Source organism: Microbacterium sp. K35 (assembly GCF_004794375.1).
GTDB classification, from domain to species: Bacteria; Actinomycetota; Actinomycetes; order Actinomycetales; family Microbacteriaceae; genus Microbacterium; species Microbacterium sufflavum.
This window is the reverse complement of sequence record NZ_SSDM01000417.1, coordinates 49528-72630: the sequence shown is the minus strand read 5'-3', so window position 1 is coordinate 72630 and position 23103 is coordinate 49528. Positions and strand designations below refer to the sequence as shown.

Below are 23103 nucleotides of genomic sequence, written 5' to 3'. Positions count from 1 at the left end.
CGTTGCGTGACCGACCCGAAGAGGAAGGCCACTTGGGACGATAACCCATCATGCTGACACCGAGGCAGAGGGTGGCGTCGGTCGCTCGTAGACTCGGGGTATGACCGTGCCTTCCCCCTACGCGGACCGCCTGAGCACCCTCCCCGTGGAGCGCCACGAGGTCGCCGTCCGCGGCGGTGTCACGGCGTACTGGGAGTACGGTCCGCGCGACGCCGACACGACCATCGTCGCCGTGCACGGGTTCCGCGGCGAGCACCACGGCCTCGAGCCGGTGCTCGCGTACCTTCCGGAGGTGCGGGTTCTGGTCCCGGATCTCCCGGGCTTCGGGGAGACCGCGCCGCTCCCCGGACGGCGCCACGACCTCGACGAGTACGCCGCGTGGTTGACGGACTTCGTCGCAGCCACCGCCCCGGGAGCGGTGATCCTCGGCCACTCCTTCGGCTCCATCGTCGCGGCGGCCGCCGTCGCGGGAGGTCTCGCGACGCCGCGCCTGATCCTCCTCAACCCCATCGGCGCGCCGGCACTGGAGGGGCCGAAGGGGCTGATGACCCGGCTGGCGGTGCTCTACTACGCCCTCGGCGCGAAGCTGCCCGACCGGCTCGGTACCGCGGTGCTGCGAAACCGGGTCATCGTGCGCGTGATGAGCATCACGATGGCGAAGACCCGCGACCCGGGGCTGCGCCGCTTCATCCACGATCAGCACGACACCTACTTCTCCCGGTTCTCCGACCGCGACGTGCTGCACGATGCGTTCGTCGCGAGCGTGTCGCACGACGTGCGCGAGTTCGCGCCGCGCATCGACGTGCCGACGATGCTGGTCGCGGCGCAGCGCGACGACATCACGCCCATCGAGGCGGAGCGGCGGCTGGCGACCCTGTTCGCCGACGCGGAACTCGTCGAGATCGCCCACGTCGGTCATCTGATCCACTACGAGACCCCGGTCGAAGCAGCCGGGGCGATCAGGCGCTTCCTGAGGATTCCCGTCGCGCGAGGCCGATGAGCCCCGCCACCCGGAACGGGATCACCTCGCCCATGGCCAGGGAGGTCTCGGTGCGCTCGACCCCGTCGATCGACAGGATGCGCGCGTCGGTGTCGAACAGGTGCCTGGCGTCACGGCACGCGACGCGGGCGAGGAGGTCGATCGATCCGCTGAGTCCGTGCGCCTGCACGACCTCGGGGATGCGGGCGAGTTCGGTGATGATGCGGGGAAGCTCGGTCTGGCGTACGCCGATGCTGACGAAGGCCTGCAGCGGGAAGCCCAGGACGTCGGGGGAGAAGGCGCGCTCGTAGGAGAGGAAGACGCCGGTCTGATCCAGGCGTGCCATCCGCGCCTGGATCGTGTTGCGTGACAGCCCCATCTTCTCCGCGAGCGCGACGATCGTGATCCGCGGTTCGTCGGCGAGCGACGCGAGCAGCTCGAGATCGATTCGGTCCAGTCCAGGCATAGTGCCAAACCCTAGCAGGCTCGAACTGGCGAAAAATGAGCAACATGCTCAAGTGGTGGACGATTGCTTGAGCGAGGTGTTGAGCAGACGTACCCTCAGACCATGCCGGTGATGACGCCGGCACCGTTGCGCGAAGCCCCACGAGGGCCGCCGGACGAGGAGGACGACGATGTCACCGCAGGCCACACCGATCGCAGACACCGCCCAGGATCTGGAACTCTCGGAGCGCCTTCTCGCCCCGGACGGGTCCCGCGTTCCGAACCCGCGCCTCGACCCGTTCGTCGTGGACGTGGACGCCGCGCAACTCCGCGCGCTCCACCGCGACATGGTCGTACTCCGTCGCATCGACGCGGAGGGCGTGGCGCTGCAGCGTCAGGGCCAGCTCGGACTGTGGGCGCCGTGTCAGGGCCAGGAGGCGACGCAGATCGGCACCGCCCGAGCTCTCGACCCCCGCGACTTCGTGTTCCCCAGCTACCGTGAGACCGGCGTGATCTACGCGCGCGGCGCCCAGCCGGGCGATTACGTGCGCATGTGGCGCGGGGAGGAGGGGGCGGCGTACGACCCCGCGGCTCTCGGTGTCGCGCCGCTGCAGATCATCATCGGCGCGCAGACGCTCCACGCCGTCGGCTACGCACTGGGGATCCAGTACGAGAAGGCGGCGGAAGTGGCGGTCACCTATTTCGGGGACGGTGCGACGAGTCAGGGTGACGTGAACGAGGCGATGATCTTCGCCGCCTCGTACCAGGCCCCCGTCGTGTTCGTCTGTCAGAACAACCACTGGGCGATCTCGGAGCCGGTCGCCGTGCAGTCCCAGTACCCGATCGCGGGACGCGCGCCCGGATTCGGGATCCCCAGCCTGCGGGTCGACGGCAACGACGTGCTCGCGTGCCTGGCGGCGATGCGGTGGGCCCTCGACCATGCGCGTTCCGGCCGTGGACCCGCGTACATCGAGGCCGTGACCTACCGCATGGGCCCGCACACCACCGCGGACGACCCCACCCGGTACCGCGACGACGCGGAGCTGGAGGCCTGGCGTCGGCGGGATCCGATCGCTCGGCTGGAGGCGTACCTGCGCCGTGTGGGGGAGTTCGACGACGACCACGTGGCGGACACGCAGGCGGCGGCGGACGCGGTGGCGAAGGAGATGCGGGCGGCCTGTCTCGGAATGGTCACGCGTCCGCCGCTGGCCGTGTTCGACGGCGTGTACGCCGAGGCGCACACGGGACTGGAGCGCCAGCGCGACGAGTACGCCGCGTACCTCGCGTCGTTCGAGAGCGAGGTGTGACATGACCCAGCTCACGCTCGGCAAGGCCCTCGGCGCCGGACTGCGCCAGGCCATGCGCGACGACGACCGGGTCGTGCTCCTCGGCGAGGACATCGGCAAGCTCGGAGGGGTGTTCCGCATCACCGACGGACTGCTCGACGAGTTCGGCGCCGCGCGGGTGATCGACACCCCGCTCGCCGAGTCGGGCATCGTCGGCACGGCGGTCGGGCTCGCGTTCCGCGGCTACCGCCCGGTGGTCGAGATCCAGTTCGACGGCTTCGTGTACCCGGCATTCGATCAGATCGTGTCGCAGGTGGCGAAGCTGCACTATCGGACTCAGGGCCGGGTGAAGATGCCCCTCACGATCCGCATCCCGTGGGCCGGAGGCATCGGAGCCGCGGAGCACCACTCCGAGTCGCCGGAGGCCTACTTCGCGCACACCGCCGGGCTGCGCGTCGTCGCGGTGTCGAACCCGGAGGACGCGTACCGCAGCCTGCGTCAGGCGATCGCCTCGGACGACCCCGTCGTCTTCTTCGAGCCCAAGCGCCTCTACCACCACAAGGGCGAGGTCGACCTGGAGGCACCGCTCGCCGACGCGCCGCCGATGGGACTCGCCCGTGTCGTCCGTGCGGGCACGGACGCGACGGTGATCGCCTACGGTGCGATGGTGACGACGGCGCTGCAGGCCGCCGACGCCGCTGAAGACGAGGGGCTGTCGTTGGAGGTCGTCGATCTCCGCTCGCTCTCGCCCGTGGACTACGACTCGGTCGCCGCCTCGGTGCGCAAGACGGGCCGGGTCGTGGTCGCGCACGAAGCCTCCAGGGAAGCCGGGCTCGGTGCCGAGGTCATCGCCAGCATCACCGAGCGCTGCTTCGAGTACCTCGAGCACGCGCCGCTGCGCGTGACCGGACACGACGTGCCGTATCCGCCCGCGAAGCTCGAGAAGTACCATCTGCCCGACCTCGACCGCATCCTCGACGCTGTCGATCGCGTGATGGACCGCCCGAACAGCCTGACGGGAGCGGACGCATGATCGCCGAGTTCCGTCTGCCCGACCTGGGGGAAGGGCTCACCGAGGCGGAGGTCGTGCAGTGGCTCGTCTCGCCCGGCGAGAAGGTGGCGCTGAACCAGACCCTCGCCGAGGTCGAGACCGCGAAGGCCGTGGTGGAACTGCCCTCGCCCTACGAGGGCACCGTGTCCAGCCTGCATGCCGAGGCGGGCGAGACCGTGGCGGTGGGGGCACCGCTCATCGCCTTCGACGTCGCCGGTGAGGAACCGCAGACTCCGACCCCCGCGATCGAGGGTGCCGAGGCCGAAGGCAGCGAGAAGACGCAGCCGAACCTCGTCGGCTACGGTGCTGCTCCCACGACGGCGGGCCGGCCCGCGCGGCGTGCCCGTCGGATCGGTGGCGCGAGTCCGGCGGCGGACACCGCGGTGCTGGAGGCCGCCCCCCACGACGCCTCGCCCTCGGCGTCCGTGGAGACCGTGATCGAACGGCCGCGCTCGACGCCGCCCGTGCGGGCGCACGCGAAGCGCCTCGGCGTCGACCTGGTGCTGGTCGCGGCGGAGGTCGGCGACCGGCTGATCACACGTCAGGATGTCGACGCGTACGCCGAGCGGCTCGCGGCCCGCTCGGACGCGACGCGCACGCCCGCGCCCGTGCCGGGGAGTGCCGCTCGTCCGACCGGCCACCAGCCCGACCGCGAGACCCGCATCCCGATCCGGGGAGTACGCAAGCACACCGCGGCGGCGATGGTGCAGAGCGCGTTCACGGCGCCGCACGTCACCGTCTTCCACACGGTCGACGTCACCGCGACGATGGACCTACTGGCACGACTGCGCGAGGACCGCGCACTCAGTGGCCACCGGATCGGTCCGCTCGCCGTCGTCGCGAAGGCGGTGTGCCTCGCCCTCGGCGGGGCGCCGGGCCTGAACGCGCGGTGGGATGAAGAGGCGGGCGAGATCGTCCAGCACGGCTACGTCGACCTCGGGATCGCCGCGGCGACCGAGCGGGGCCTGATCGTGCCGATGATCCGCGATGCGGAGCGGATGACCCTGGTGGAACTCGCGGATGCCATCGCGGCGCTCGCAGAGACGGCTCGCGCGGGCAAGACGTCGCCCGCGGAGCTGTCCGGCGGCACGTTCTCGATCTCGAACATCGGAGTGTTCGGCGTGGATGCCGGGACGCCGATCCTGCCGCCGGGTCAGTCGGGCATCCTCGCGGTCGGTGCGGTCAGGCGGCAGCCGTGGGAACACGCCGGAGAGATCGCGCTGCGTCAGGTGATGACGCTGAGCCTCTCGTTCGACCACCGGATTGTGGACGGCGCGGAGGGCGCCGCGTTCCTGAAGGCCGTGGCCGACGTGCTCGAGGAGCCCGGCAGGGCGATGCTGCTCAGATGAGGGCGCGCAGCGCCGCCTCCGCCATCGTGACCAGTACGGTCGCGGTGGCGGAGTGCCGCCTCGTCGCGGCTCGCGTGCTGTGGGGCGTCGAGTTGATCAGCCCGAAGCACGCCTGGACGCGCAGCCGGAGTTCGTCGCGGGCGACGTCGTCGCGGGGATCGATCGCGGCGAGCGCGTCCATCCAGAGCTCGATGTAGGCACGCTGGAGCCGGCGGACCTCGGCGCGGTCGGCGTCGGCCAGATGCGCGACGTCGCGGTCCTGCACCTGGATGACCTCGGCGTTGCCGAGCGCGAAGTCCACGTGGAACCGGATGAGCGCGCGCATGCGCTCCTGAGGGTCGGCGGCGGATACCGCCACGCGGTCACCCCCGTCGACCAGGTCGTGGCTGACCTTCACGAGCACGGCACCGAGCAGGGCCTGTTTTCCCGCGAAGTGTCGGTAGACGGCGGGGCCGGAGACGCCGACCGCTGCGCCGATCTCCTCGAGGCTCACGCCGGTGTAGCCGCGGTCGGCGAACAGCCGGGCGGCCGCGTGCAGCAGCGCGTCGGACCGCTCTGCTTTCGCGCGGTCCCTGGCGGTGAGCGGGCTTGTCATCTCAGTTAATCCTCGCTAACCTGAATCATCGGGTTAGTGAACACTAACCGAGAATGCGTGCACCGCGCCAGGGCAGTCCGTGGCGCGGTCGTGGGTCGAGGAGGACATCACGATGCCGGCAACCCAGGAAGATCTGGCGCACGAGCTCCGTGCTCGGATCGCGACCGCCGCCCTCGGCGGTCCGGAGGCGTCGCGCGAACGTCATGTCGCGCGCGGCAAGCTGCTTCCGCGCGACCGGGTCGCGCGGGTGCTCGACGAGGGCAGCCCCTTCATGGAGATCGCTCCGCTGGCGGCGGACGGCCTGTACGGGGGAGAGGCGCCGGGAGCCGGGGTCATCGCGGGTATCGGACTCGTACACGGCCGCCACGTCATGGTCGTCTGCAACGACGCGACCGTGAAGGGCGGCACCTACTACCCGCTCACGGTCAAGAAGCACCTGCGGGCACAGGAGATCGCGCTCGAGAACCGCCTCCCGTGCCTGTATCTCGTCGACTCGGGCGGGGCGTTCCTGCCGCGACAGGACGAGGTCTTCCCCGATCGCGACCACTTCGGGCGCATCTTCTTCCACCAGGCGCGCCTCTCGGCCGCGGGTGTTCCGCAGCTCGCCGCCGTGCTCGGGTCGTGCACCGCTGGGGGAGCGTATGTCCCGGCGATGAGCGACGAGACGGTGATCGTGCGCGATCAGGGCACCATCTTCCTGGGCGGACCTCCGCTCGTGAAAGCCGCGATCGGCGAGGTCGTCTCCGCGGAGGAGCTCGGGGGTGGAGAGCTCCACGCGAAGCGCAGCGGCGTCGTCGACCACCTCGCGGAGGATGACGAGCACGCACTGGAGATCCTGCGGGACATCGTCGCGACGCTTCCCGCGCCCGCCTCGCCCGCCTGGGAGGTCGTCGAGAGCAGACCGCCGTCCGAGACGGGATCACTGTACGACGTGGTCCCGGTGGACGTGAACGCGTCCTACGACGTGCACGTCGTGATCGACCGGCTCGTCGACGGCGATACCTTCCGGGAGTTCAAGGCCGAATACGGCACCACCCTCGTCACCGGCTTCGCGCGCCTCCACGGACACCCGGTCGGCATCGTCGCGAACAACGGCGTGCTGTTCAGCGAGTCGGCGCTCAAGGGCGCCCACTTCATCGAGCTGTGCGACCAGCGCGGCATCCCGCTGCTGTTCCTGCAGAACATCACCGGCTTCATGGTCGGGTCGGACGCGGAGGCCGGAGGGATCGCGAAGGACGGGGCCAAGATGGTCACCGCGGTCGCGACCACCCGTGTCCCGAAGCTCACCGTGATCATTGGCGGGTCGTTCGGGGCGGGCAACTACTCGATGTGCGGACGCGCCTACTCCCCGCGGTTCCTGTGGACGTGGCCGGCGAGCCGCATCTCGGTCATGGGCGGTGCTCAGGCCGCATCGGTCCTGGCCACGGTGAAAGAGGACCAGCTGGCCGCGCGCGGTGAGACCTGGGCGCCCGACGACCGTGCGGCGTTCGAGGAGCCGATCCGCGAGCAGTACGAGCGGCAGGGCGAGCCGTACTACGCCACGGCGCGCCTGTGGGACGACGGCATCGTCGACCCCGCGCAGACCCGCGACCTGCTCGGGCTGGCGCTCGATGTCGTCTCCCGCACCCCGCTGCCCGAACCGCGCTTCGGCGTCTTCCGGATGTGAGTCCCATGTCTTCGTCACCGCGTCTCTCCTTCACCACCGTCCTCGTCGCGAACCGCGGCGAGATCGCCCGACGCATCATCCGCACGCTCCGCGCTCTGGGTATCCGCAGTGTCGCGGTCTACAGCGATGCCGACGCGGGGGCACCCCATGTGCGCGAGGCCGATGTGGCGGTCCGCATCGGGCCGGCTCCGGCGGCCGAGTCCTATCTCGACATCGATGCCGTCGTCGCGGCCGCGCGGGCCACCGGCGCGCAGGCGATCCACCCCGGCTACGGCTTCCTGTCCGAGAGCGTCGGGCTGGCGGAGGCGTGCGCCGAGAGCGGAATCGTGTTCGTCGGCCCCTCCGTGACGGCTCTGCAGGTCATGGGCGACAAGGCCAGGGCGCGGGACCACGTCGCGCGGAGCGGGGTGCCGGTCGTTCCGGGGTTCGACGCACGCGGGCTGTCCGACGCGGAGATCGAGGAGGAGGCGGACGCGGTCGGGTTCCCCCTCCTGGTGAAGCCGAGCGCGGGCGGAGGCGGCAAGGGCATGGAGGTCGTCGCGGACGCGGCCGCACTGCGCCCCGCCCTGTCCTCCGCGCGACGGGTCGCCGCCGCGGCCTTCGGCGACGACGCGCTCATCCTCGAACGGCTCATCGCCCGGCCGCGGCACATCGAGGTGCAGGTCTTCGGCGATGCACACGGCCGGGTGGTGGCGCTGGGTGAGCGCGAGTGCACGCTGCAGCGACGGCATCAGAAGGTCATCGAGGAGGCGCCGTCGGCCGGCATCCCCGAGGACACGCGCGACCGGCTCCTGACGGCGGCGGTGCGCGCGGCGGAGAGCGTCGCCTACGTCGGGGCCGGCACCGTGGAGTTCCTGGTCGATGCGGACGCCCCGGAGAACGTGTTCTTCATCGAGATGAACACGCGCCTCCAGGTCGAGCACCCGGTGACGGAGGAAGTGACCGGGCTCGACCTCGTGGCGCTGCAACTGCAGGTCGCCGACGGTCGTCCCCTCGAGGTCGAGCCGCGCGGGCGGGGTCATGCCGTCGAGGCGCGCGTGTACGCCGAGGCTCCGGAGCGCGGCTTCCTGCCGTCCACCGGGACCGTGCTGCTGTTCGAGGCCCCGGATGGGGTCCGGGTCGACGCGGCTGTCGAGACGGGCAGCGTGGTGACGGGCTACTACGATCCGATGATCGCGAAGGTGATCGCTCACGCCGACGACCGGGCGACCGCCCTCCGCCGCCTGGACGACGCCCTGGCGCGCACCGTGGTGCTGGGGGTCGACACGAACATCGGGTTCCTGAGGCGGCTGCTGCACGACGAGCGTGTCGTCGCGGGCGACCTCGACACGGGGCTGATCGAGACGCTGCTCCCGCTGGAGCCGAGCCGACCCTCCGCATCGCAGCTCGCCGCTGCAGCCGCCGCTCTCCAGCCCGTCGGGGCATCGCCGCGAGCCGCCGACGCGCTGTGGGGACGACTCGCCGGGTGGCGGCTCGGCGCCGATCCCGCTCCGGTCGCGCCCCTCACCGTGCTCACGGATGACGACGCGGTGGTCGAGCTGCACGACGCCGACCCAGGACGTTCGACGGTGCGCGCGGCCGTGGATGCCGACGGGGCGGTGTGGGTCGTCGAAGACGGGGCCACCATGAGGCTTCTGCCCGTGGATCGGCGCGCGCGCCTCCAGCGTCGGCTGGCCGCGACCGGCGACGGTGGTCGCGCGAGCGAGCCGGAGGGACGAGCCCCGATGCCGGGGAGCGTGGTGGCCGTGCACGTCGCGGACGGCGCGGTCGTCGCGGCCGGCGAGCCGCTCGTCGCGATCGAGGCCATGAAGATGGAGCACCAGGTGCTCGCCCCGCACGACGGGGTGGTGCACCTGTTGGTCGCGATCGGCGACCAGGTACGGCGCGACCAACCGGTCGCCCGGGTGACGACGATGGAGGACGACCGATGATCGAGAGCCTGACCGACGAGGAGCGCGAGCTCGCGGGGATGGTGCGGGAGTTCGCCGACACCGTGGTCGCCCCGCAGTCCTACGAGGCCGACCGCACGCACACGCTCTCGATGGACGTGGTCGCGCAGATGGGCGAGCTCGGGCTGTTCGGCCTTCCCTTCCCCGAGGAGTACGGCGGACAGGGCGGCGACTATATGGCGCTCGGCATCGCGATCGAGGCGCTGGGCCGGGTCGACCAGTCGATCGCGATCACGTTGGAGGCGGGGGTCAGCCTGGGCGCGATGCCGATCTACCGGTTCGGCTCGGAGGAGCAGAAGCGCGAGCTGCTGCCTGACCTGCTCGCCGGACGCGCTCTCGCCGGGTTCGGGCTGACGGAGCCGGAGGCGGGAAGCGACGCCGGCGCCACGCGAACCACGGCACGGCTCGACGGTGACGACTGGGTGATCGACGGCTCCAAGCAGTTCATCACCAACTCCGGCACGCCGATCACGCGCTTCGTGACGGTGACCGCCGTGACCGGCGCGCCCGAGGGACGCAAGGAGATCTCGACGATCATCGTGCCCAACGGCACCCCGGGGTTCACGGTCGAGCCGCCCTACGACAAGGTCGGCTGGAACGCCTCGGACACCCACCCGCTCACGTTCGACGGGGCGAGGGTGCCCGCCGGCAACCTGCTGGGGGCGCGTGGCAGCGGGTTCCGCAACTTCCTGAGCATCCTCGACGAGGGTCGCATCGCGATCGCCGCCCTCTCCACCGGTGCGGCCGAGGGGTGCCTGGAGGCGGCGGTCGCCTACGCGAAGAGTCGCACGATCTTCGGCAGCGCGCTCAGCACCCGGCAGAACGCCCAGTTCACGCTCGCCCGCATGCGTGCGCGCGTGCACACCGCGCGACTCGCGTGGCACCATGCCGCCCGGTTGCGCGACGCGGGCTCCCCGTTCGCGGAGGCCGCGGCGATCGCGAAGCTCGTGGCGGGAGAGGCCGCGATGGACAACGCGCGGGATGCGACGCAGATCTTCGGCGGCAACGGCTTCATGAACGAGTTCCCCGTGGCACGCCACTACCGCGACTCCAAGATCCTCGAGATCGGCGAGGGCACGACGGAGGTCCAGCTGCTGGTGATCGCCAGGGCCCTGGGGCTCGCCGGGTAGCGTGGAGGGATGAGCATGCGCGACATCGAGCAGCGCGGACTGTACTTCGAGGAGTTCGACACGGGCGTGCGGTACCTGCATCGACCGGGGCGCACGGCGACCGAGGCCGACAACGTGCTCTTCACGACGCTCACCATGAACACGCAGGCACTGCACCTCGACGCCGCCTTCGCCGACGCCAGCGAGCCGTTCCACGCGCGACTGATCAACTCGATGTGGACCCTGTCCACGATGGTCGGGACCTCGGTGGCGCAGCTCACGCAGGGCACACTCGTGGCGCAGCTCGGCATGGGCGACATCGCGTTCCCGCAGCCGCTGTTCGCGGGCGACACCCTCACCACGGAGACCGTCGTGGAGGAGAAGCGCCTGTCATCCTCCCGCCCGGGGATGGGGGTCGTGCGACTCGCGCACACGGGGCGGAACCAGGACGGCACCGTGGTCGCCACGGCCACGCGCACGGTCCTGGTCCGCTGCCACCCGGAGGCGTCCGCATGAGCTTCGACCTCGGTCCCGCGCTGCTGTTCTGCCCGGCGGATCGCCCGGAGCGCTTCGCGAAGGCGCTCGACCGCGCCGACACGGTCATCCTCGACCTGGAGGACGCGGTGCTTCCGGCGGCGAAGGCCGAGGCCAGAGCGAACGTGCGATCGGCCGCGCTCGACCCGGCGCGCGTGATCGTGCGGGTGAACGCGCCGGGCTCCGGCGAGTTCGACGCCGACCTCGCCGCCCTGGCGGAGACGGGCTTCCGGACGGTCATGGTCGCGAAGAGCGAGAGCGCGTCCGATCTCGACCGTCTCGGCGACGCGTACGACCTGATCGCGCTGTGCGAGACGGCCCGCGGTGTCCACGCGGCGCCCGACATCGCGGCGCATCCGCGGGTGGTCGCCCTGATGTGGGGAGCGGAGGATCTGGTCGCTTCACTCGGCGGCACGTCCTCGCGGACCGCGGCCGGCCTCTACCGCGACGTCGCCCGCTACGCCCGCTCGCGCGTGCTGCTGGAGGCGGGCGCGCACGGCAAGGCAGCCATCGATGCCGTGCACGTCGACATCGGCGACCTGGAAGGGCTGCAGCAGGAGGCCGCCGACGCTGCGGCATCCGGCTTCCGCGCCACGGCGTGTATCCACCCGAGCCAGGTGCCCATCGTGCGAGAGGCCTACCGTCCCGACGCCGAGACCGTCGCCTGGGCGAGGGCCGTGCTGGAGGCAGCCGCCACGGAGCGCGGGGTCTTCCGGTTCGACGGTCGCATGGTGGACGAGCCCGTGCTCCGGCACGCGCGCTTCGTGGTCTCCCGCGCCCGCTGAGGCCGCGTCATCCACCGCGCGACAGAGCGCCGGGGCGTCAGAGCACGGGCGACTCTTCGAGCAGTCGCAGGTACCCCGGTGCCGCGACGAAGCGGTGCGCCGATCCGTTGCCCAGCACGGTGCCCTCGCGGGGGAGCGTGCCGCCGGAGACGTGATCGATCACGGCGCGGATCACTCCGCCGTGCGTGACCACGAGCACCGACTCCGCCTGCGGGGCCGATCGCCGTCGCGCCTCCCTGGCGATGCGGTGCAGGGCCGCGATCGCCCTCACCCCGACGTCGGGTAGCGACTCGGCGCCGGGAACTTCCGCGTGCCAGTCGCCGTACGTCGAGATGTAGTCGGGGACCAGGAGTCCCTCGCCCTCGCCGAACTCCCGCTCGCGCAGGTCGGGGACGACACCGGCGATGTCGAGCCCGAGACGCTGCGCGATGATCTCCGCGGTCTCCCTGGCGCGGGAGAGCGGGCTCGTGTACACGGCGTGGTGCGCGGTCCCGGCGAGCTTCTCGGCGGCCCACCGTGCGTCCTCGCGCCCGGTGTCGTTGAGGGGGATGTCGGTGGAGCCCTGGATGCGCCTCGCGAGGTTCCAGTCGGTCTGTCCGTGGCGGATGAGGGTGAGGTGGGTCACTGCAGCAGCTCCTGGAGGGCGGGAAGGACGTCGCTGGTGCCTGCGGCGAGCGTGGCGTCCGCCCAGGCGTCGGCGCGTGTCGGTTCGCGGTTGACGATGATGAGCGGGATCCCCCGGCGGCGGGCGCGGTCGACGAGCCGCACGCCGGAGTTGACGACCAGGGAGGAGCCAGCGACGATCAGGGCCGTGCTGGAGCGCAGCAGGGATTCGGCCGCGCGGAATCGGTCCTGGGGCACGTACTCGCCGAAGAACACCACGTCGGGCTTGAGCATCCCGCCGCACACCGTGCACGCGGGGATCACGAAGCCGTCCGTGCTCTCGGGCAGCACATCGCCGTCCGGTGCGAGGGCCACGTTCTCGGGCACGGTGATCCAGGGGTTGAGCTCCTCGATCTGCACGGCGATGTCGCGTCGGTCGAACACCTGTCCGCAGTGCAGGCACAGGACGCGGCGCATGGTGCCGTGGACCTCGATCACGTGCGAGCTGCCGGCCCGCAGGTGCAGGCCGTCGACGTTCTGGGTGATGACACCGGACACGGTCCCGGCGGTTTCCATCGCGGCGACGGCCAGGTGTCCCGGGTTGGGGGCGGCCTGTGCGAACGCGCGCCAGCCGAGGTGCCCGCCCACCCAGTACCGCCGTCGGGCGGCCTCGTCACCGAGGTACGTCTGGATCGTCATGGGGTCGCTGCGCGTGCGCGCGCCTTCGCCGCGATAGGCGGGGATGCCCGAGTCGGTCGAGATCCCGGCTCCGGTGAGGAAGGCGATGCGCCGGCCGCGGAGCAGGTCGGCGACCCTGCCGAGGGTGGCCGATGACTCGGCGGTGTTCGACGCGCTCACAGGACCTCCCCGTGCGAGTCTACGGCGCGGCGACGGGGCCGGTCTCGCGCTGGCAGAGTGGAGGGATGCACCTGACGTCCGTGACCGACCTCGACGACCCGCGGCTCGACGACTACCGCGGGTTGACGGATACGGCGCTGCGGGCCGTCACCGAGCCGGCCGAGGGGCTCTACATCGCGGAGACGACGACGGTGATCGAGCGCGCGGTGGCGGCCGGTCACCGCCCGCGCTCCGTGCTCGTCGCCGAACGTCGGGTCGAGGAGATGGCGTGTGTGCTCGGAGAGCTGCCGGTCCCGGTGCTGGTCGTTTCCGACGAACTGGCCGAACGCGTCACGGGCTACGCCGTGCACCGCGGAGCCCTCGCGTCGATGCAGCGCCCCGCCCTCGCCCCGGTCGCCGACGTGATCCGCGGGGCCCGGCTGGTGCTGGTGCTGGAGGGGCTGGGTGACCATGCGAACGTGGGCGCCGCGTTCCGGGCGGCCGCCGGGCTGGGGGCCGACGCGGTGCTGGTCTCGGCGCGCTGTGCCGATCCGCTGTACCGCCGGAGCGTGCGGGTGAGCATGGGAACGGTGTTCCAGGTGCCGTGGACCCGCATGGCCGACCTGGGTGCGGGGATGCGCGACCTCACCGCGCAGGGGTTCGACATCGCCGCTCTCGCCCTCGACGACGGCGCGGTACCGCTGGATGTCTACGCTGCGGAGCGCCCGGAGCGGGTCGCCCTGCTGATGGGCTCGGAGGGGGACGGTCTGTCGCGGGAGGCCCTGGCTGCGGCGGACACCGTGGTGACGATCCCCATGTCGGGCGGCGTCGACTCGCTCAACGTCGCTTCCGCCGCTGCCGTCGCGCTGTGGGCGCTGCAGAACTGACCGATCAGTCGCGGCCGGGGAGGATCACCGGTCCGGGCTCCGGTCGCTTGGCGGCGATGTTGTCGCCCGAGGACTGATGCCGCAGCCGCCGCAGCACCCACGGCACGAGGTGCTCCCGCGCCCAGCCCAGGTCTTCGGCCCTGGCCGCCCGCCACGTACGGAGGGGGAGCGGCTCGGGCTGCATGGCCTCCAGATCGTTCGGGACGTTGAGGGCACGCAGCACCATGCGGGCCACCTCGTGATGCCCGAGCGCGTTGTAGTGCAGACGGTCGTCGTCGAAGAATCGCGCGTCCTGCACGACCTTGAGCGCCCACTGGTCGGCGACGATGCAGTCGTGCCGCTCCGCGATCGCGCGCACGTTCTCGTTGTAGATCGCGACCTTGCCGCGGAAGGGACGGAACACCGGCGTGAACCCGGTGTCGATGCCGGTGAACAGGATGACGGCGGCGCCCGTGGACGACAGGCGCGACACGGCGTCCTCGAGCTGGGCGGCGATCGCGTCCGGGTCGGTGCCGGGGCGGATGACGTCGTTGCCGCCCGCGCAGATCGAGATGAGGTCGGGCCGCAGCGCCACGGCGGGCTCGACCTGGTCGGCGACGATCTGCGCGATGAGCTTGCCGCGCACGGCGAGGTTGGCGTACGCGAAGTCGTCGACCTGCTGTGCGAGGACCTCGGCGACGCGATCGGCCCAGCCGCGGTGGGCGCCGGGGTTCACGGGGTCGGGGTCGCCGATGCCCTCGGTGAAGGAATCGCCGATGGCCACGAACCGTCGCCACGGGTGCGGGGTCTCGTTCGGGACGTAGGGGCTCCTGGTCGATTCCTGGTCGCTCATCCGGCTCTCCTTCGCGGGGGGCTTGCGGGCGGCGGTCGGCCGCTGCGCAGTGACCGAGCCTACCCGTCGGGGGTTCCGCGGGGGCGGACGCGCGCGGCGATCGCGGCGGATGCCGTGGTGTCCCCGGCAGCGATTATCGTGGAGTCGATGCTCTCTCCCTCCTTCCCTCAGCGCGCCCCGTGGGGAACGGCGAGCAAGCTGCGCGCGTGGCAGCAGGAGGCCCTCGACGCCTACTTCCAGGCCGACCAGCGCGACTTCCTCGTCGCTGCGACCCCGGGCGCCGGCAAGACCACGTTCGCGCTGACGCTCGCGGTGGAGCTCATGCGGATGGGCGAGGTCGACCGGGTGATCGTGGTGGCCCCGACGGAGCACCTGAAGACGCAGTGGGCCGATGCGGCGGCTCGGGTGCACATCCGGCTCGACCCGCGGTTCCGCAACAGCCACTGGGCCCCCGCGCGGCACTATCACGGCGTCGTCGTCACGTACGCGCAGGTCGCCGCGAAGTCGTCGATCCATCGCCACCTCACGGAAGACGCGAAGACCCTGGTCATCCTCGACGAGGTGCACCACGGCGGCGACGCGCTGAGCTGGGGCGATGCGATCCGCGACGCGTACGGCCCTGCCAAGCGGCGGCTGCTCCTCTCGGGCACCCCGTTCCGCAGCGACACCGCGCCGATCCCGTTCGTGGAGTACCTGCCCGACGAGACGGGCGCCCGCGTGTCCAGCACCGACTACGCGTACGGCTACGGGCGTGCTCTCGCCGACGGTGTCGTCCGTCCGGTCCTGTTCCACATGTACGCGGGCAAGATGCGCTGGCGCACGAGCGCGGGCGACGAGCTGGAGACCCATCTAGGTCAGGACAACACGAAAGACGTCACGTCGCAGGCATGGCGCACGGCCCTCGACCCCGAGGGCGACTGGATGCCGGCCGTGCTCTCCGCCGCCGACCGTCGCCTCACCGAGATCCGCCATCATGTGCCGGACGCGGGCGGGCTGGTGCTGGCGACCGATCAGACCGTGGCAAGGGCGTACGCGAAGATCCTCCACAGCATCACCCGCGAGCAGCCCACGATCGTGCTGTCCGACGATGCCACGGCGTCGGAGCGCATCGAGAAGTTCTCCGCCGGCACTCAGCGCTGGATGGTCGCCGTGCGCATGGTGTCCGAGGGGGTGGATGTGCCGCGGCTCGCGGTGGGCGTGTACGCCACCTCGTCGTCGACCCCGCTGTTCTTCGCGCAGGCGATCGGCCGGTTCGTGCGGGCCCGACGCCGGGGCGAGGCGGCCAGCGTGTTCCTGCCCCACGTGCCCGTGCTGATGAAGCTCGCGAACGAGATGGAGAAGCAGCGCGATCACGCGCTCGACCGCGGCTCGAAAGACGAGGACGGTCTCGACGACTCGCTCCTGGAGAGTGCGAACCGCGAGGAGGAGACCTCCGACGCACTCACCCAGGAGTTCAGCTACCAGGCCATCTCGTCCGTCGCGCACTTCGATCGCGTCGTGTTCGAGGGCAAGGAGTTCGGTCAGCTCGCGGAGCCGAACACGCCGGAGGAGGAGGAGTTCATCGGCTTCCCCGGTCTGCTCGAGCCCGAGCATGTCCACGAGCTCCTGATGCAGCGCCAGGCGCGACAGTCCCGGCACCGGGAGGTGCGCGAGGCCGCGGAGCCGGCGACGGCCACCACGACGCTTCCCGCGCCGCTCCACCGCACCCTCCGCGAGCAGAGGCAGCTGCTGAACAGCCTGGTCGGGTTGTACGCGCGCCAGTCGGGACAACCGCACGGCGCCGTGCACGCCGAGCTCCGGCGCATCTGCGGGGGGCCGGCGGTCGCGCAGGCCACGGTCACTCAGCTGCAGTCGCGCATCGAGGTCCTCCGCAAGCGCGTCCGCTCCTGACCGGGATCACCACCGCGTCTGCTTCGGATCCCCGAAATGCTGGCAATCGGTGCCAGGACGCGGTTGCGCGCTCCGCTCGCGGATAGCGTGGAACGGTTGCCCGCGCATCGGGCACGCTGATTCCTGGAGGACCCATGACTGCCCCTGCCGCCGCGGATTCGACGGCCTCTGACCGCCGCCGATGGGCCCGCTACCTCGTGGAGGAGCGCGCCGAGGGAGCCGTGTACAGCCGCCTCGCCGCCCGTCGGACGGGGGAGGAGCGCGCGATCCTGCTGGGACTGGCCGAGGCCGAACGCCGGCACGAGAAGCACTGGCTCGATCTGCTCGGCGGTGAACCGCGGCGGCTTCCGAGGGCGGGCCTGCGCTCGCGTCTTCTCGGCTGGATGGCGGGACGGTTCGGGTCGATCTTCGTCCTCGCGCTGGCGCAGAGTGCCGAGGCTCGGTCGCCGTACGATGCCGAGCGCTGGGCGACCCCTGCGATGCGCGCTGACGAGAAGGTCCACCACGAGGTCGTGCGCGGCCTGGCGGCGCGCGGACGGCGACGGCTCTCCGGCTCCTTCCGTGCGGCGGTGTTCGGCGCCAACGACGGTCTCGTGAGCAATCTCGCCCTCGTGCTCGGCATCGGGGCGACCGGGGTGAGCTCGGGCTTCGTCCTGTTCAGCGGGATCGCCGGCCTGCTGGCCGGGGCGCTGTCGATGGGTGCGGGCGAGTTCGTGTCGGTGCGGTCGCAGCGCGAGCTGCTCGCGGCGACGGAGGCCAATGAGGACGCCGCGGCCGCCGCCGCCGACCTCGACATCGACGAGAACGAACTGGCCCTCGTGTACCGCGCCCGCGGGATGGATCAGACGGAGTCGCTCGCCCGGGCTCGTCGGATCGTGTCGGCCGCCCAGGAGGGCGTGCGTCGGGCGGCCACGGGTCCGGTCGCGGTCCAGGGGGCCGACGACCACGAGATCGTCGGCAGCGACTGGACGGCGGCCATCTCGAGCTTCCTGCTGTTCGCGTCCGGAGCGATCGTGCCCGTCCTCCCGTGGATCTTCGGGCTCGAGGGGCCCACGGCGATCATCGTCGCCCTCGTCCTAGTCGGCATCGCGCTGCTGAGCACGGGAGCCATGGTCGGGGTGCTGTCGGGCGGGCCGCCCCTGCGCCGCGCCCTGCGTCAGCTCGCGATCGGCTTCGGAGCCGCGGCGATCACCTATGCGCTGGGCCTGCTGTTCGGAGTGGGTGCCGTCTGACGGCGAGGCGGTACGACGAAGGCCCCGGATCCGTGGGGATCCGGGGCCTTCGTGTCTGTGCGCGGAGGGGGACTTGAACCCCCACGCCCTATCGGGCACTAGCACCTCAAGCTAGCGCGTCTACCATTCCGCCACCCGCGCAGGTGTGGGATGTGTCGTTGCCGACCGAAGAATGACATTAGCACGTTCTGAAGGGGCGATCGAACTGGGCGCGACGCCCGGGCGTGGCACGCTGTTTCGATAGCCTGGGACGCATGACCGATCCCTCGCTGCCCGAGGTCGCGCGCGTCGCGAGCGACCTCATCCGCTTCGACACATCCAACTACGGAGGCGGAAACGCGAAGGGGGAGCGGGAGGCCGCGGAGTACGTCGGCGCCTATCTGGAGGCGCTCGGGCTGCCGGTCGAGTACTACGAGCCGGTGCCGCGACGCACGAACGTCATGGCGAGGGTGCGGGGACGCGATGCGAGCAAGCCCGCCCTCGTGGTCCACGGTCACCTCGACGTCGTACCGGCGGTCGCCGAGGACTGGAGCGTCGATCCGTTCGCCGGGATCGTGCGCGACGGCATGCTGTGGGGCCGAGGCGCGGTCGACATGAAGAACATGGACGCGATGATCCTCACGTCGGTCGCCGACATCCTCCGCGCGGGGGAGCAGCCGGAGCGCGATCTCGTACTCGCGTTCTTCGCCGACGAGGAGAACGGTGGTGTCGAGGGGTCGGCGCTCGTGGTCAAGGATCGGCCGGAGTGGTTCGCCGGGGCGACCGACGCGATCAGCGAGGTGGGCGGATACTCCATCTCGGTCGACGATCGCCGGGCCTATCTCCTGCAGGTGGGCGAGAAGGCGCTGATCTGGATCCGGCTGGTCGCCACCGGTCGCGCGGGCCACGGCAGTCGTCTGCATGAGGAGAACGCGGTGACCAGGCTCGCCGAGGCCGTCGCCGCGATCGGCCGCACGCGCTGGCCCATCCGACTGACGCCCACCACGACGGCGCTCCTGGAGGGCCTCAGCGCGCTCAGCGGGCGCAGCGTCGACGACCCGGACGCGCTGGCGGCGGCCGCGGGCCCGGCGGAGGCGTTCCTGCGCTCCACGTTCCGCACCACCACCAATCCCACCGTGCTCACCGCGGGATACAAGCACAACGTGATCCCCGAGCGTGCGGAGGCGCTGATCGACGTGCGCGTGATCCCCGGCACCGAGGACGACGTGCTCGCCGAGCTCCAGCAGATCGTGGGCGACGACATCCGCATCGAGACGGTGGTGCGCGACATCGGCATGGAGACGGCGTTCTCCGGCGAGCTGGTCGACGCGATGGTCGCGGCTCTCGGACGCCACGATCCGGGCGTTCCCGTCATCCCGTACCTGCTCGGCGCCGGGACCGACAACAAAGCGCTGGCGGCTCTCGGCATCACCGGGTACGGCTTCGCACCGCTGCGACTGCCCGCCGACCTGGATTTCACGGGCATGTTCCATGGAGTCGACGAGCGGGTGCCCGTAGACTCTCTTGTCTTCGGTCAGCGGGTGCTGACCGATCTGCTGCGCACGTACTGAGTGACGCTCGCGCCCTCCGTGCCCTCCCGAGATCTGAAGGCCCTGCCATGCATCTGTTCGAAGCGCTCATCCTGGGGATCGTCCAGGGACTGACCGAGTTCCTCCCGATCTCATCGAGTGCGCATCTGCGCATCCTCGGGACCTTCCTGCCGTCGGGGGAGGACCCGGGTGCGGCGTTCACCGCCATCACGCAGATCGGCACCGAGGCCGCCGTCGTCGTGTTCTTCTGGCGCGACATCGTCCGCATCGTGTCCCAGTGGTTCCGCTCGCTCACCGGCGCGGTGCCGCGCAACGACCCGGATGCGCGCATGGGGTGGCTGATCATCATCGGCAGCGTTCCGATCGTCGTGCTCGGTCTGCTGTTCCAGGACCAGATCGAGACGGTGTTCCGTTCGCTGTGGCTCGTGGCGATCATGCTCATCCTGTTCGGCATCCTGCTCGGAATCGCCGACTACGTGGGCGCCAAGCGGCGCAAGCTCGGAGATCTGACGTATCCGCACGGCATCGCGTTCGGTTTCGCGCAGGCTCTCGCGCTGATCCCCGGCGTCTCGCGGTCGGGCGGCACGATCACGATGGGGCTGTTCCTGGGTTACGAGAGGGCGGCTGCTGCGCGCTATGCCTTCCTGCTCGCGATCCCCGCCGTCTTCGGCAGCGGCTTCTACCAGGTGTTCAAGAGCTGGGGCGAGCCGTCGTTCTTCTCCTTCGGCGACACGCTCGCGGCCACCGGTGTCGCCTTCGTGGTGGCGCTCGGAGTGATCGCGTTCTTCATGAGCTGGATCTCGAAGCGCAGCTTCCTGCCGTTCGTGATCTACCGCATCCTGCTCGGCACCGTGCTGCTCGTGCTGCTGGGTATGGGCGTCATCCCCGCCTGAGCGCGGCGCGTCCCCGTCAGCGCTTGCGGTCGCCCGGACCGTCGTCGCGGCGGCGCAGGTAGCGTTCGAACGCCTGGGCGATCGCGTCGCCGGAGGCATCGGGTGAGTCCCAGGTGTCGCGCGTGCGCTCCAGCTGACGGATGTACTCGGCCATCTCCTCGTCCTCGGATGCCGCAGCGTCGATCGACGCCTCCCATGCGGCTGCCTCGGTGCGCAGGTGCCGGCGGTCGACGTCGACACCGGTGAGCTCCTCGAGTCGATCGAGGAGGGCGAGCGTCACCTTCGGCGAGGGGGCGGCAGAGGCGACGTAGTGGGGCACGCTGGCCCAGAGGCTGACCGAGGGGATCCCGGCGTTCTCCGCGAAGTGCTCGAACACCGTGAGGATGCCGACGGGACCTTCGTACACCGATCGCTCGAGGCCGTGCGCCTCACGCACCTGGTCGTTCTGGCTCGAGGCGAAGATCGAGATGGGTCGGGTGTGCGGCACGTCCGACAGCATCGCGCCGAGCGTCACGAAACCGGTGACGTCGTCGCGCAGCGCGACGTCGATGAACTCCGAGGCGAACGCCTGCCAGGTGCGGGCGGGCTCGGCGCCGGTGAGCAGCCAGAACTCCGGGCCGGGCCCGGGGTTCCGCGGACGCCAGAGCCCGGCCTCCGGCCAGGTGAGCTGACGGCGCCCCTCCGCATCCATGCGAGTGGCGGGACGCGTGTACTGGTAGTCGAAGTACAGCTCGGGGTCGACGGAATGCACGAGGTCGTAGTCGCCGGACGACTGCAGCGCCGCGATCGCGCCGCTGGCCGCTTCGCCCGCATCGTTCCAGCCGTCGAACGCGGCGATGACGATGCGGGGACCGAGGACATCCACCATGTGCTCCCATCGGGTTCGCGGTTCCGGTCACCCCAGGCTAGCCCGCGACGGCGGGATGTGGGCCGCGCCCGGCTAGCATGGGTTCAGTGAGCAGCAAGCCCCGCGCGGTCCTCTGGGACATGGATGGAACACTCGTCGACACCGAGCCCTACTGGATGGCGGCCGAGACCGCGCTGGTCGAGTCGTTCGGAGGGACCTGGACGCACGAAGACGCCCTGCGGCTCGTCGGCAGCGGGCTCCTCGACAGCGCGATCATCCTGCAGGACGCGGGCGTCGACATGGAGCCGGAGGCGATCGTCTCGCACCTCACCGACGCCGTGCAGCAGGCGTTGCGCACGCAGGGGGTGCCGTTCCGCCCCGGGGCTCGCGAGCTGCTGCGCGACCTGCGCGCCGCCGACATCCGCACGGGCCTGGTCACGATGTCGCTGCGCCGGATGGCCCTGGATGTGGTGGACCTGATCGACTTCGAGGCCTTCGACGTCGTCGTCGCCGGCGACGACGTGGACAATCCCAAGCCCCACCCTGAGCCGTACCTGCAGGCCGCTGCCCTGCTGGATGTCGACATCGCGGAGGTCGTGGTGATCGAGGACTCCCCGACGGGGCTGCGAGCGGGTCTCGCGTCGGGGGCGCTCACGCTGGGGGTGCCGCACATCGTGCCGCTCGACGGCCTCGGCGCCCACCAACTCTGGCCCACACTGCACCTCCGCGGTGCCGCGGACATCGCCGAGCTGTTCGGCGCGCACACGACCACGGAGGCGACCCGATGACGGCGACCCAGCGACCGAGCGGTCCGTTCCGCGAGGGCGACCGCGTTCAGCTCACCGGCCCGAAGGGGCGCCTGCACACGGTCACGCTGCGCGAGGACGGCGAGCTGCATACGCACCACGGCGTGCTGCGGCACCGCGACCTGATCGGGCTTCCTGACGGCTCCGTCGTGGCGAACAGCTCCGGGCACGAGTATCTGGCCCTGCGCCCCCTGCTGCGCGACTTCGCGATGTCGATGCCGCGCGGTGCGGCGATCGTCTACCCGAAGGATGCAGCGCAGATCGTGATGCAGGCGGACGTCTTCCCCGGGGCGACGGTGGTCGAGGCGGGCGTCGGCTCCGGCGCGCTGTCCCTGTCGCTGTTGCGCGCGATCGGACCCGCCGGGACCCTGATCTCGTTCGAGCGGCGCGAGGAGTTCGCCGACGTGGCCCGCAGCAATGTGGAGACGTTCTTCGGCGAGACCCCGGACACCTGGCGAGTGGTGGTGGGCGATCTCGTCGAGGCCCTGCCCGCCGAGGTCGAGGCCGGTTCCGTCGACCGGGTCGTCCTCGACATGCTCGCCCCGTGGGAGTGCATCGACGCGGTGGCCGACGCGCTCACACCGGGCGGCGTGGTGCTCTGCTACATCGCGACCGCGACCCAGCTCTCGAGGGTTGCGGAGTACATCCGCGGAACCGGTCTGTTCACCGATCCCGATGCGTCGGAGACGATGGTGCGCGGTTGGCACGTCGAGGGGCTCGCGGTGCGACCGGATCACCGGATGGTGGCGCACACCGGCTTCCTCCTCACGGCCCGCCGGCTCGCGCCCGGCGCGGTCGCGCCGTCGGTCAAGCGGCGCGCGTCGAAGAGCAGCTACAGCGACGCCGACGTCGAGCTGTGGACGCCGGGGGCCGTCGGCGACCGCGAGATCACGGACAAGAACCTCCGCAAGCGGGCTCGCGAGGCGGGAAAGGCCGCCGAAGGCGCGCGCCAGGCCGCCGCGTCGCGCGAATCCGGGCAGTCGACGGAATAGACTGGAGC

Annotated in this window: 22 protein-coding genes and 1 tRNA gene; 16 read left to right on the top strand and 7 right to left on the bottom strand. The window is 71.1% G+C overall.

Annotation, left to right across the window (positions count from 1 at the left end; all coding sequences use genetic code 11):
- Window positions 1-100 precede the first annotated feature (100 nt).
- Entirely contained in the window at window positions 101-1000 is a 900-nt protein-coding gene (locus DW299_RS17700; RefSeq protein WP_136037364.1) for an alpha/beta fold hydrolase, read from the top strand.
- Here DW299_RS17700 and DW299_RS17695 read toward each other — a convergent pair.
- A complete protein-coding gene (locus DW299_RS17695; RefSeq protein ID WP_136037363.1) occupies window positions 960-1445 on the bottom strand; it encodes an Lrp/AsnC family transcriptional regulator in 486 nt (161 codons plus the stop codon). The two genes, DW299_RS17700 and DW299_RS17695, sit on opposite strands and share 41 nt — an antisense overlap.
- A gap of 169 nt (window positions 1446-1614) precedes the next feature.
- On the opposite strand from DW299_RS17695, the gene pdhA reads away from it, so the two are divergent.
- Genes pdhA through DW299_RS17680 form a run of 3 tightly spaced genes read left to right on the top strand, consistent with a single transcriptional unit; the run spans window position 1615 to window position 5109 of the window.
- On the top strand, window positions 1615-2730 hold the full coding sequence (gene pdhA / locus DW299_RS17690) for a pyruvate dehydrogenase (acetyl-transferring) E1 component subunit alpha (protein WP_136037362.1): 1116 nt from the start codon (window positions 1615-1617) through the stop codon (window positions 2728-2730).
- A gap of 1 nt (window position 2731) precedes the next feature.
- Window positions 2732-3742, top strand: coding sequence for an alpha-ketoacid dehydrogenase subunit beta (locus DW299_RS17685; protein ID WP_136037361.1), 1011 nt, complete (start codon window positions 2732-2734; stop codon window positions 3740-3742).
- Window positions 3739-5109 (top strand): dihydrolipoamide acetyltransferase family protein, encoded by a 1371-nt coding sequence (locus DW299_RS17680; RefSeq protein WP_136032317.1) that lies wholly within the window; start codon window positions 3739-3741, stop codon window positions 5107-5109. Before DW299_RS17685 ends, DW299_RS17680 begins: the two co-directional genes overlap by 4 nt.
- Here DW299_RS17680 and DW299_RS17675 read toward each other — a convergent pair.
- The gene (locus DW299_RS17675; RefSeq protein WP_136032319.1) at window positions 5102-5704 is read right to left on the bottom strand and encodes a TetR/AcrR family transcriptional regulator; all 603 of its coding nucleotides are present in this window, start codon (window positions 5702-5704) and stop codon (window positions 5102-5104) included. The genes DW299_RS17680 and DW299_RS17675 overlap by 8 nt on opposite strands.
- Before the next feature lie 112 nt (window positions 5705-5816).
- Here DW299_RS17675 and DW299_RS17670 point away from each other — a divergent pair, with 112 nt between their 5' ends.
- The 5 genes from DW299_RS17670 to DW299_RS17650 are packed head-to-tail and all read left to right on the top strand — an operon-like array spanning window position 5817 to window position 11747.
- Window positions 5817-7370 (top strand): carboxyl transferase domain-containing protein, encoded by a 1554-nt coding sequence (locus DW299_RS17670; protein WP_136032321.1) that lies wholly within the window; start codon window positions 5817-5819, stop codon window positions 7368-7370.
- A gap of 5 nt (window positions 7371-7375) precedes the next feature.
- A complete protein-coding gene (locus tag DW299_RS17665; protein WP_136037360.1) occupies window positions 7376-9301 on the top strand; it encodes an acetyl/propionyl/methylcrotonyl-CoA carboxylase subunit alpha in 1926 nt (641 codons plus the stop codon).
- On the top strand, window positions 9298-10449 hold the full coding sequence (locus DW299_RS17660) for an acyl-CoA dehydrogenase family protein (protein WP_136032325.1): 1152 nt from the start codon (window positions 9298-9300) through the stop codon (window positions 10447-10449). Before DW299_RS17665 ends, DW299_RS17660 begins: the two co-directional genes overlap by 4 nt.
- 9 nt (window positions 10450-10458) lie before the next feature.
- Window positions 10459-10944 carry a MaoC family dehydratase gene (locus DW299_RS17655; RefSeq protein WP_136037359.1) on the top strand — a complete coding sequence of 162 codons (486 nt, stop codon included), beginning with the start codon at window positions 10459-10461 and terminating at the stop codon, window positions 10942-10944.
- The gene (locus tag DW299_RS17650) at window positions 10941-11747 is read left to right on the top strand and encodes an HpcH/HpaI aldolase/citrate lyase family protein (protein ID WP_136037358.1); all 807 of its coding nucleotides are present in this window, start codon (window positions 10941-10943) and stop codon (window positions 11745-11747) included. Before DW299_RS17655 ends, DW299_RS17650 begins: the two co-directional genes overlap by 4 nt.
- 37 nt (window positions 11748-11784) lie before the next feature.
- On the opposite strand, the gene DW299_RS17645 is transcribed toward DW299_RS17650, so the two are convergent.
- Window positions 11785-12372: a histidine phosphatase family protein gene (locus DW299_RS17645; RefSeq protein WP_136037357.1), complete on the bottom strand. Its 588-nt coding sequence runs from the start codon at window positions 12370-12372 to the stop codon at window positions 11785-11787.
- Window positions 12369-13208: a Sir2 family NAD-dependent protein deacetylase gene (locus tag DW299_RS17640; protein WP_136032333.1), complete on the bottom strand. Its 840-nt coding sequence runs from the start codon at window positions 13206-13208 to the stop codon at window positions 12369-12371. The genes DW299_RS17645 and DW299_RS17640 overlap by 4 nt, the downstream gene beginning before the upstream one ends.
- Before the next feature lie 65 nt (window positions 13209-13273).
- On the opposite strand from DW299_RS17640, the gene DW299_RS17635 reads away from it, so the two are divergent.
- The gene (locus DW299_RS17635) at window positions 13274-14074 is read left to right on the top strand and encodes a TrmH family RNA methyltransferase (protein WP_136037356.1); all 801 of its coding nucleotides are present in this window, start codon (window positions 13274-13276) and stop codon (window positions 14072-14074) included.
- A gap of 4 nt (window positions 14075-14078) precedes the next feature.
- On the opposite strand, the gene DW299_RS17630 is transcribed toward DW299_RS17635, so the two are convergent.
- Window positions 14079-14906 (bottom strand): SGNH/GDSL hydrolase family protein, encoded by an 828-nt coding sequence (locus tag DW299_RS17630; protein WP_136032337.1) that lies wholly within the window; start codon window positions 14904-14906, stop codon window positions 14079-14081.
- Window positions 14907-15053: 147 nt separating this feature from the next.
- On the opposite strand from DW299_RS17630, the gene DW299_RS17625 reads away from it, so the two are divergent.
- Together DW299_RS17625 and DW299_RS17620 are read left to right on the top strand one after the other, a co-directional pair.
- On the top strand, window positions 15054-16796 hold the full coding sequence (locus DW299_RS17625; RefSeq protein ID WP_136032340.1) for a DEAD/DEAH box helicase: 1743 nt from the start codon (window positions 15054-15056) through the stop codon (window positions 16794-16796).
- Between the two features lie 134 nt (window positions 16797-16930).
- Window positions 16931-18028, top strand: a complete 1098-nt coding sequence (locus DW299_RS17620) for a VIT1/CCC1 transporter family protein (protein WP_136032342.1) — start codon at window positions 16931-16933, stop codon at window positions 18026-18028.
- Between the two features lie 58 nt (window positions 18029-18086).
- On the opposite strand, the gene DW299_RS17615 is transcribed toward DW299_RS17620, so the two are convergent.
- Window positions 18087-18169 (bottom strand) — tRNA-Leu (locus tag DW299_RS17615).
- A 113-nt stretch (window positions 18170-18282) separates the two neighbouring features.
- On the opposite strand from DW299_RS17615, the gene DW299_RS17610 reads away from it, so the two are divergent.
- Together DW299_RS17610 and DW299_RS17605 are read left to right on the top strand one after the other, a co-directional pair.
- A complete protein-coding gene (locus DW299_RS17610; protein WP_136032344.1) occupies window positions 18283-19578 on the top strand; it encodes a M20/M25/M40 family metallo-hydrolase in 1296 nt (431 codons plus the stop codon).
- A gap of 47 nt (window positions 19579-19625) precedes the next feature.
- On the top strand, window positions 19626-20450 hold the full coding sequence (locus DW299_RS17605) for an undecaprenyl-diphosphate phosphatase (RefSeq protein WP_136032346.1): 825 nt from the start codon (window positions 19626-19628) through the stop codon (window positions 20448-20450).
- Window positions 20451-20466: 16 nt separating this feature from the next.
- Here DW299_RS17605 and DW299_RS17600 read toward each other — a convergent pair whose 3' ends face one another.
- Window positions 20467-21315 carry a PAC2 family protein gene (locus tag DW299_RS17600; protein ID WP_136032441.1) on the bottom strand — a complete coding sequence of 283 codons (849 nt, stop codon included), beginning with the start codon at window positions 21313-21315 and terminating at the stop codon, window positions 20467-20469.
- A gap of 89 nt (window positions 21316-21404) precedes the next feature.
- Between DW299_RS17600 and DW299_RS17595 the strand changes: the two genes are divergently transcribed.
- Both DW299_RS17595 and DW299_RS17590 read left to right on the top strand, forming a co-directional pair.
- Window positions 21405-22085: an HAD family hydrolase gene (locus DW299_RS17595; protein ID WP_206251255.1), complete on the top strand. Its 681-nt coding sequence runs from the start codon at window positions 21405-21407 to the stop codon at window positions 22083-22085.
- Entirely contained in the window at window positions 22082-23095 is a 1014-nt protein-coding gene (locus DW299_RS17590; protein WP_136032350.1) for a tRNA (adenine-N1)-methyltransferase, read from the top strand. Before DW299_RS17595 ends, DW299_RS17590 begins: the two co-directional genes overlap by 4 nt.
- The last annotated feature ends 8 nt before the right edge of the window (window positions 23096-23103 follow it).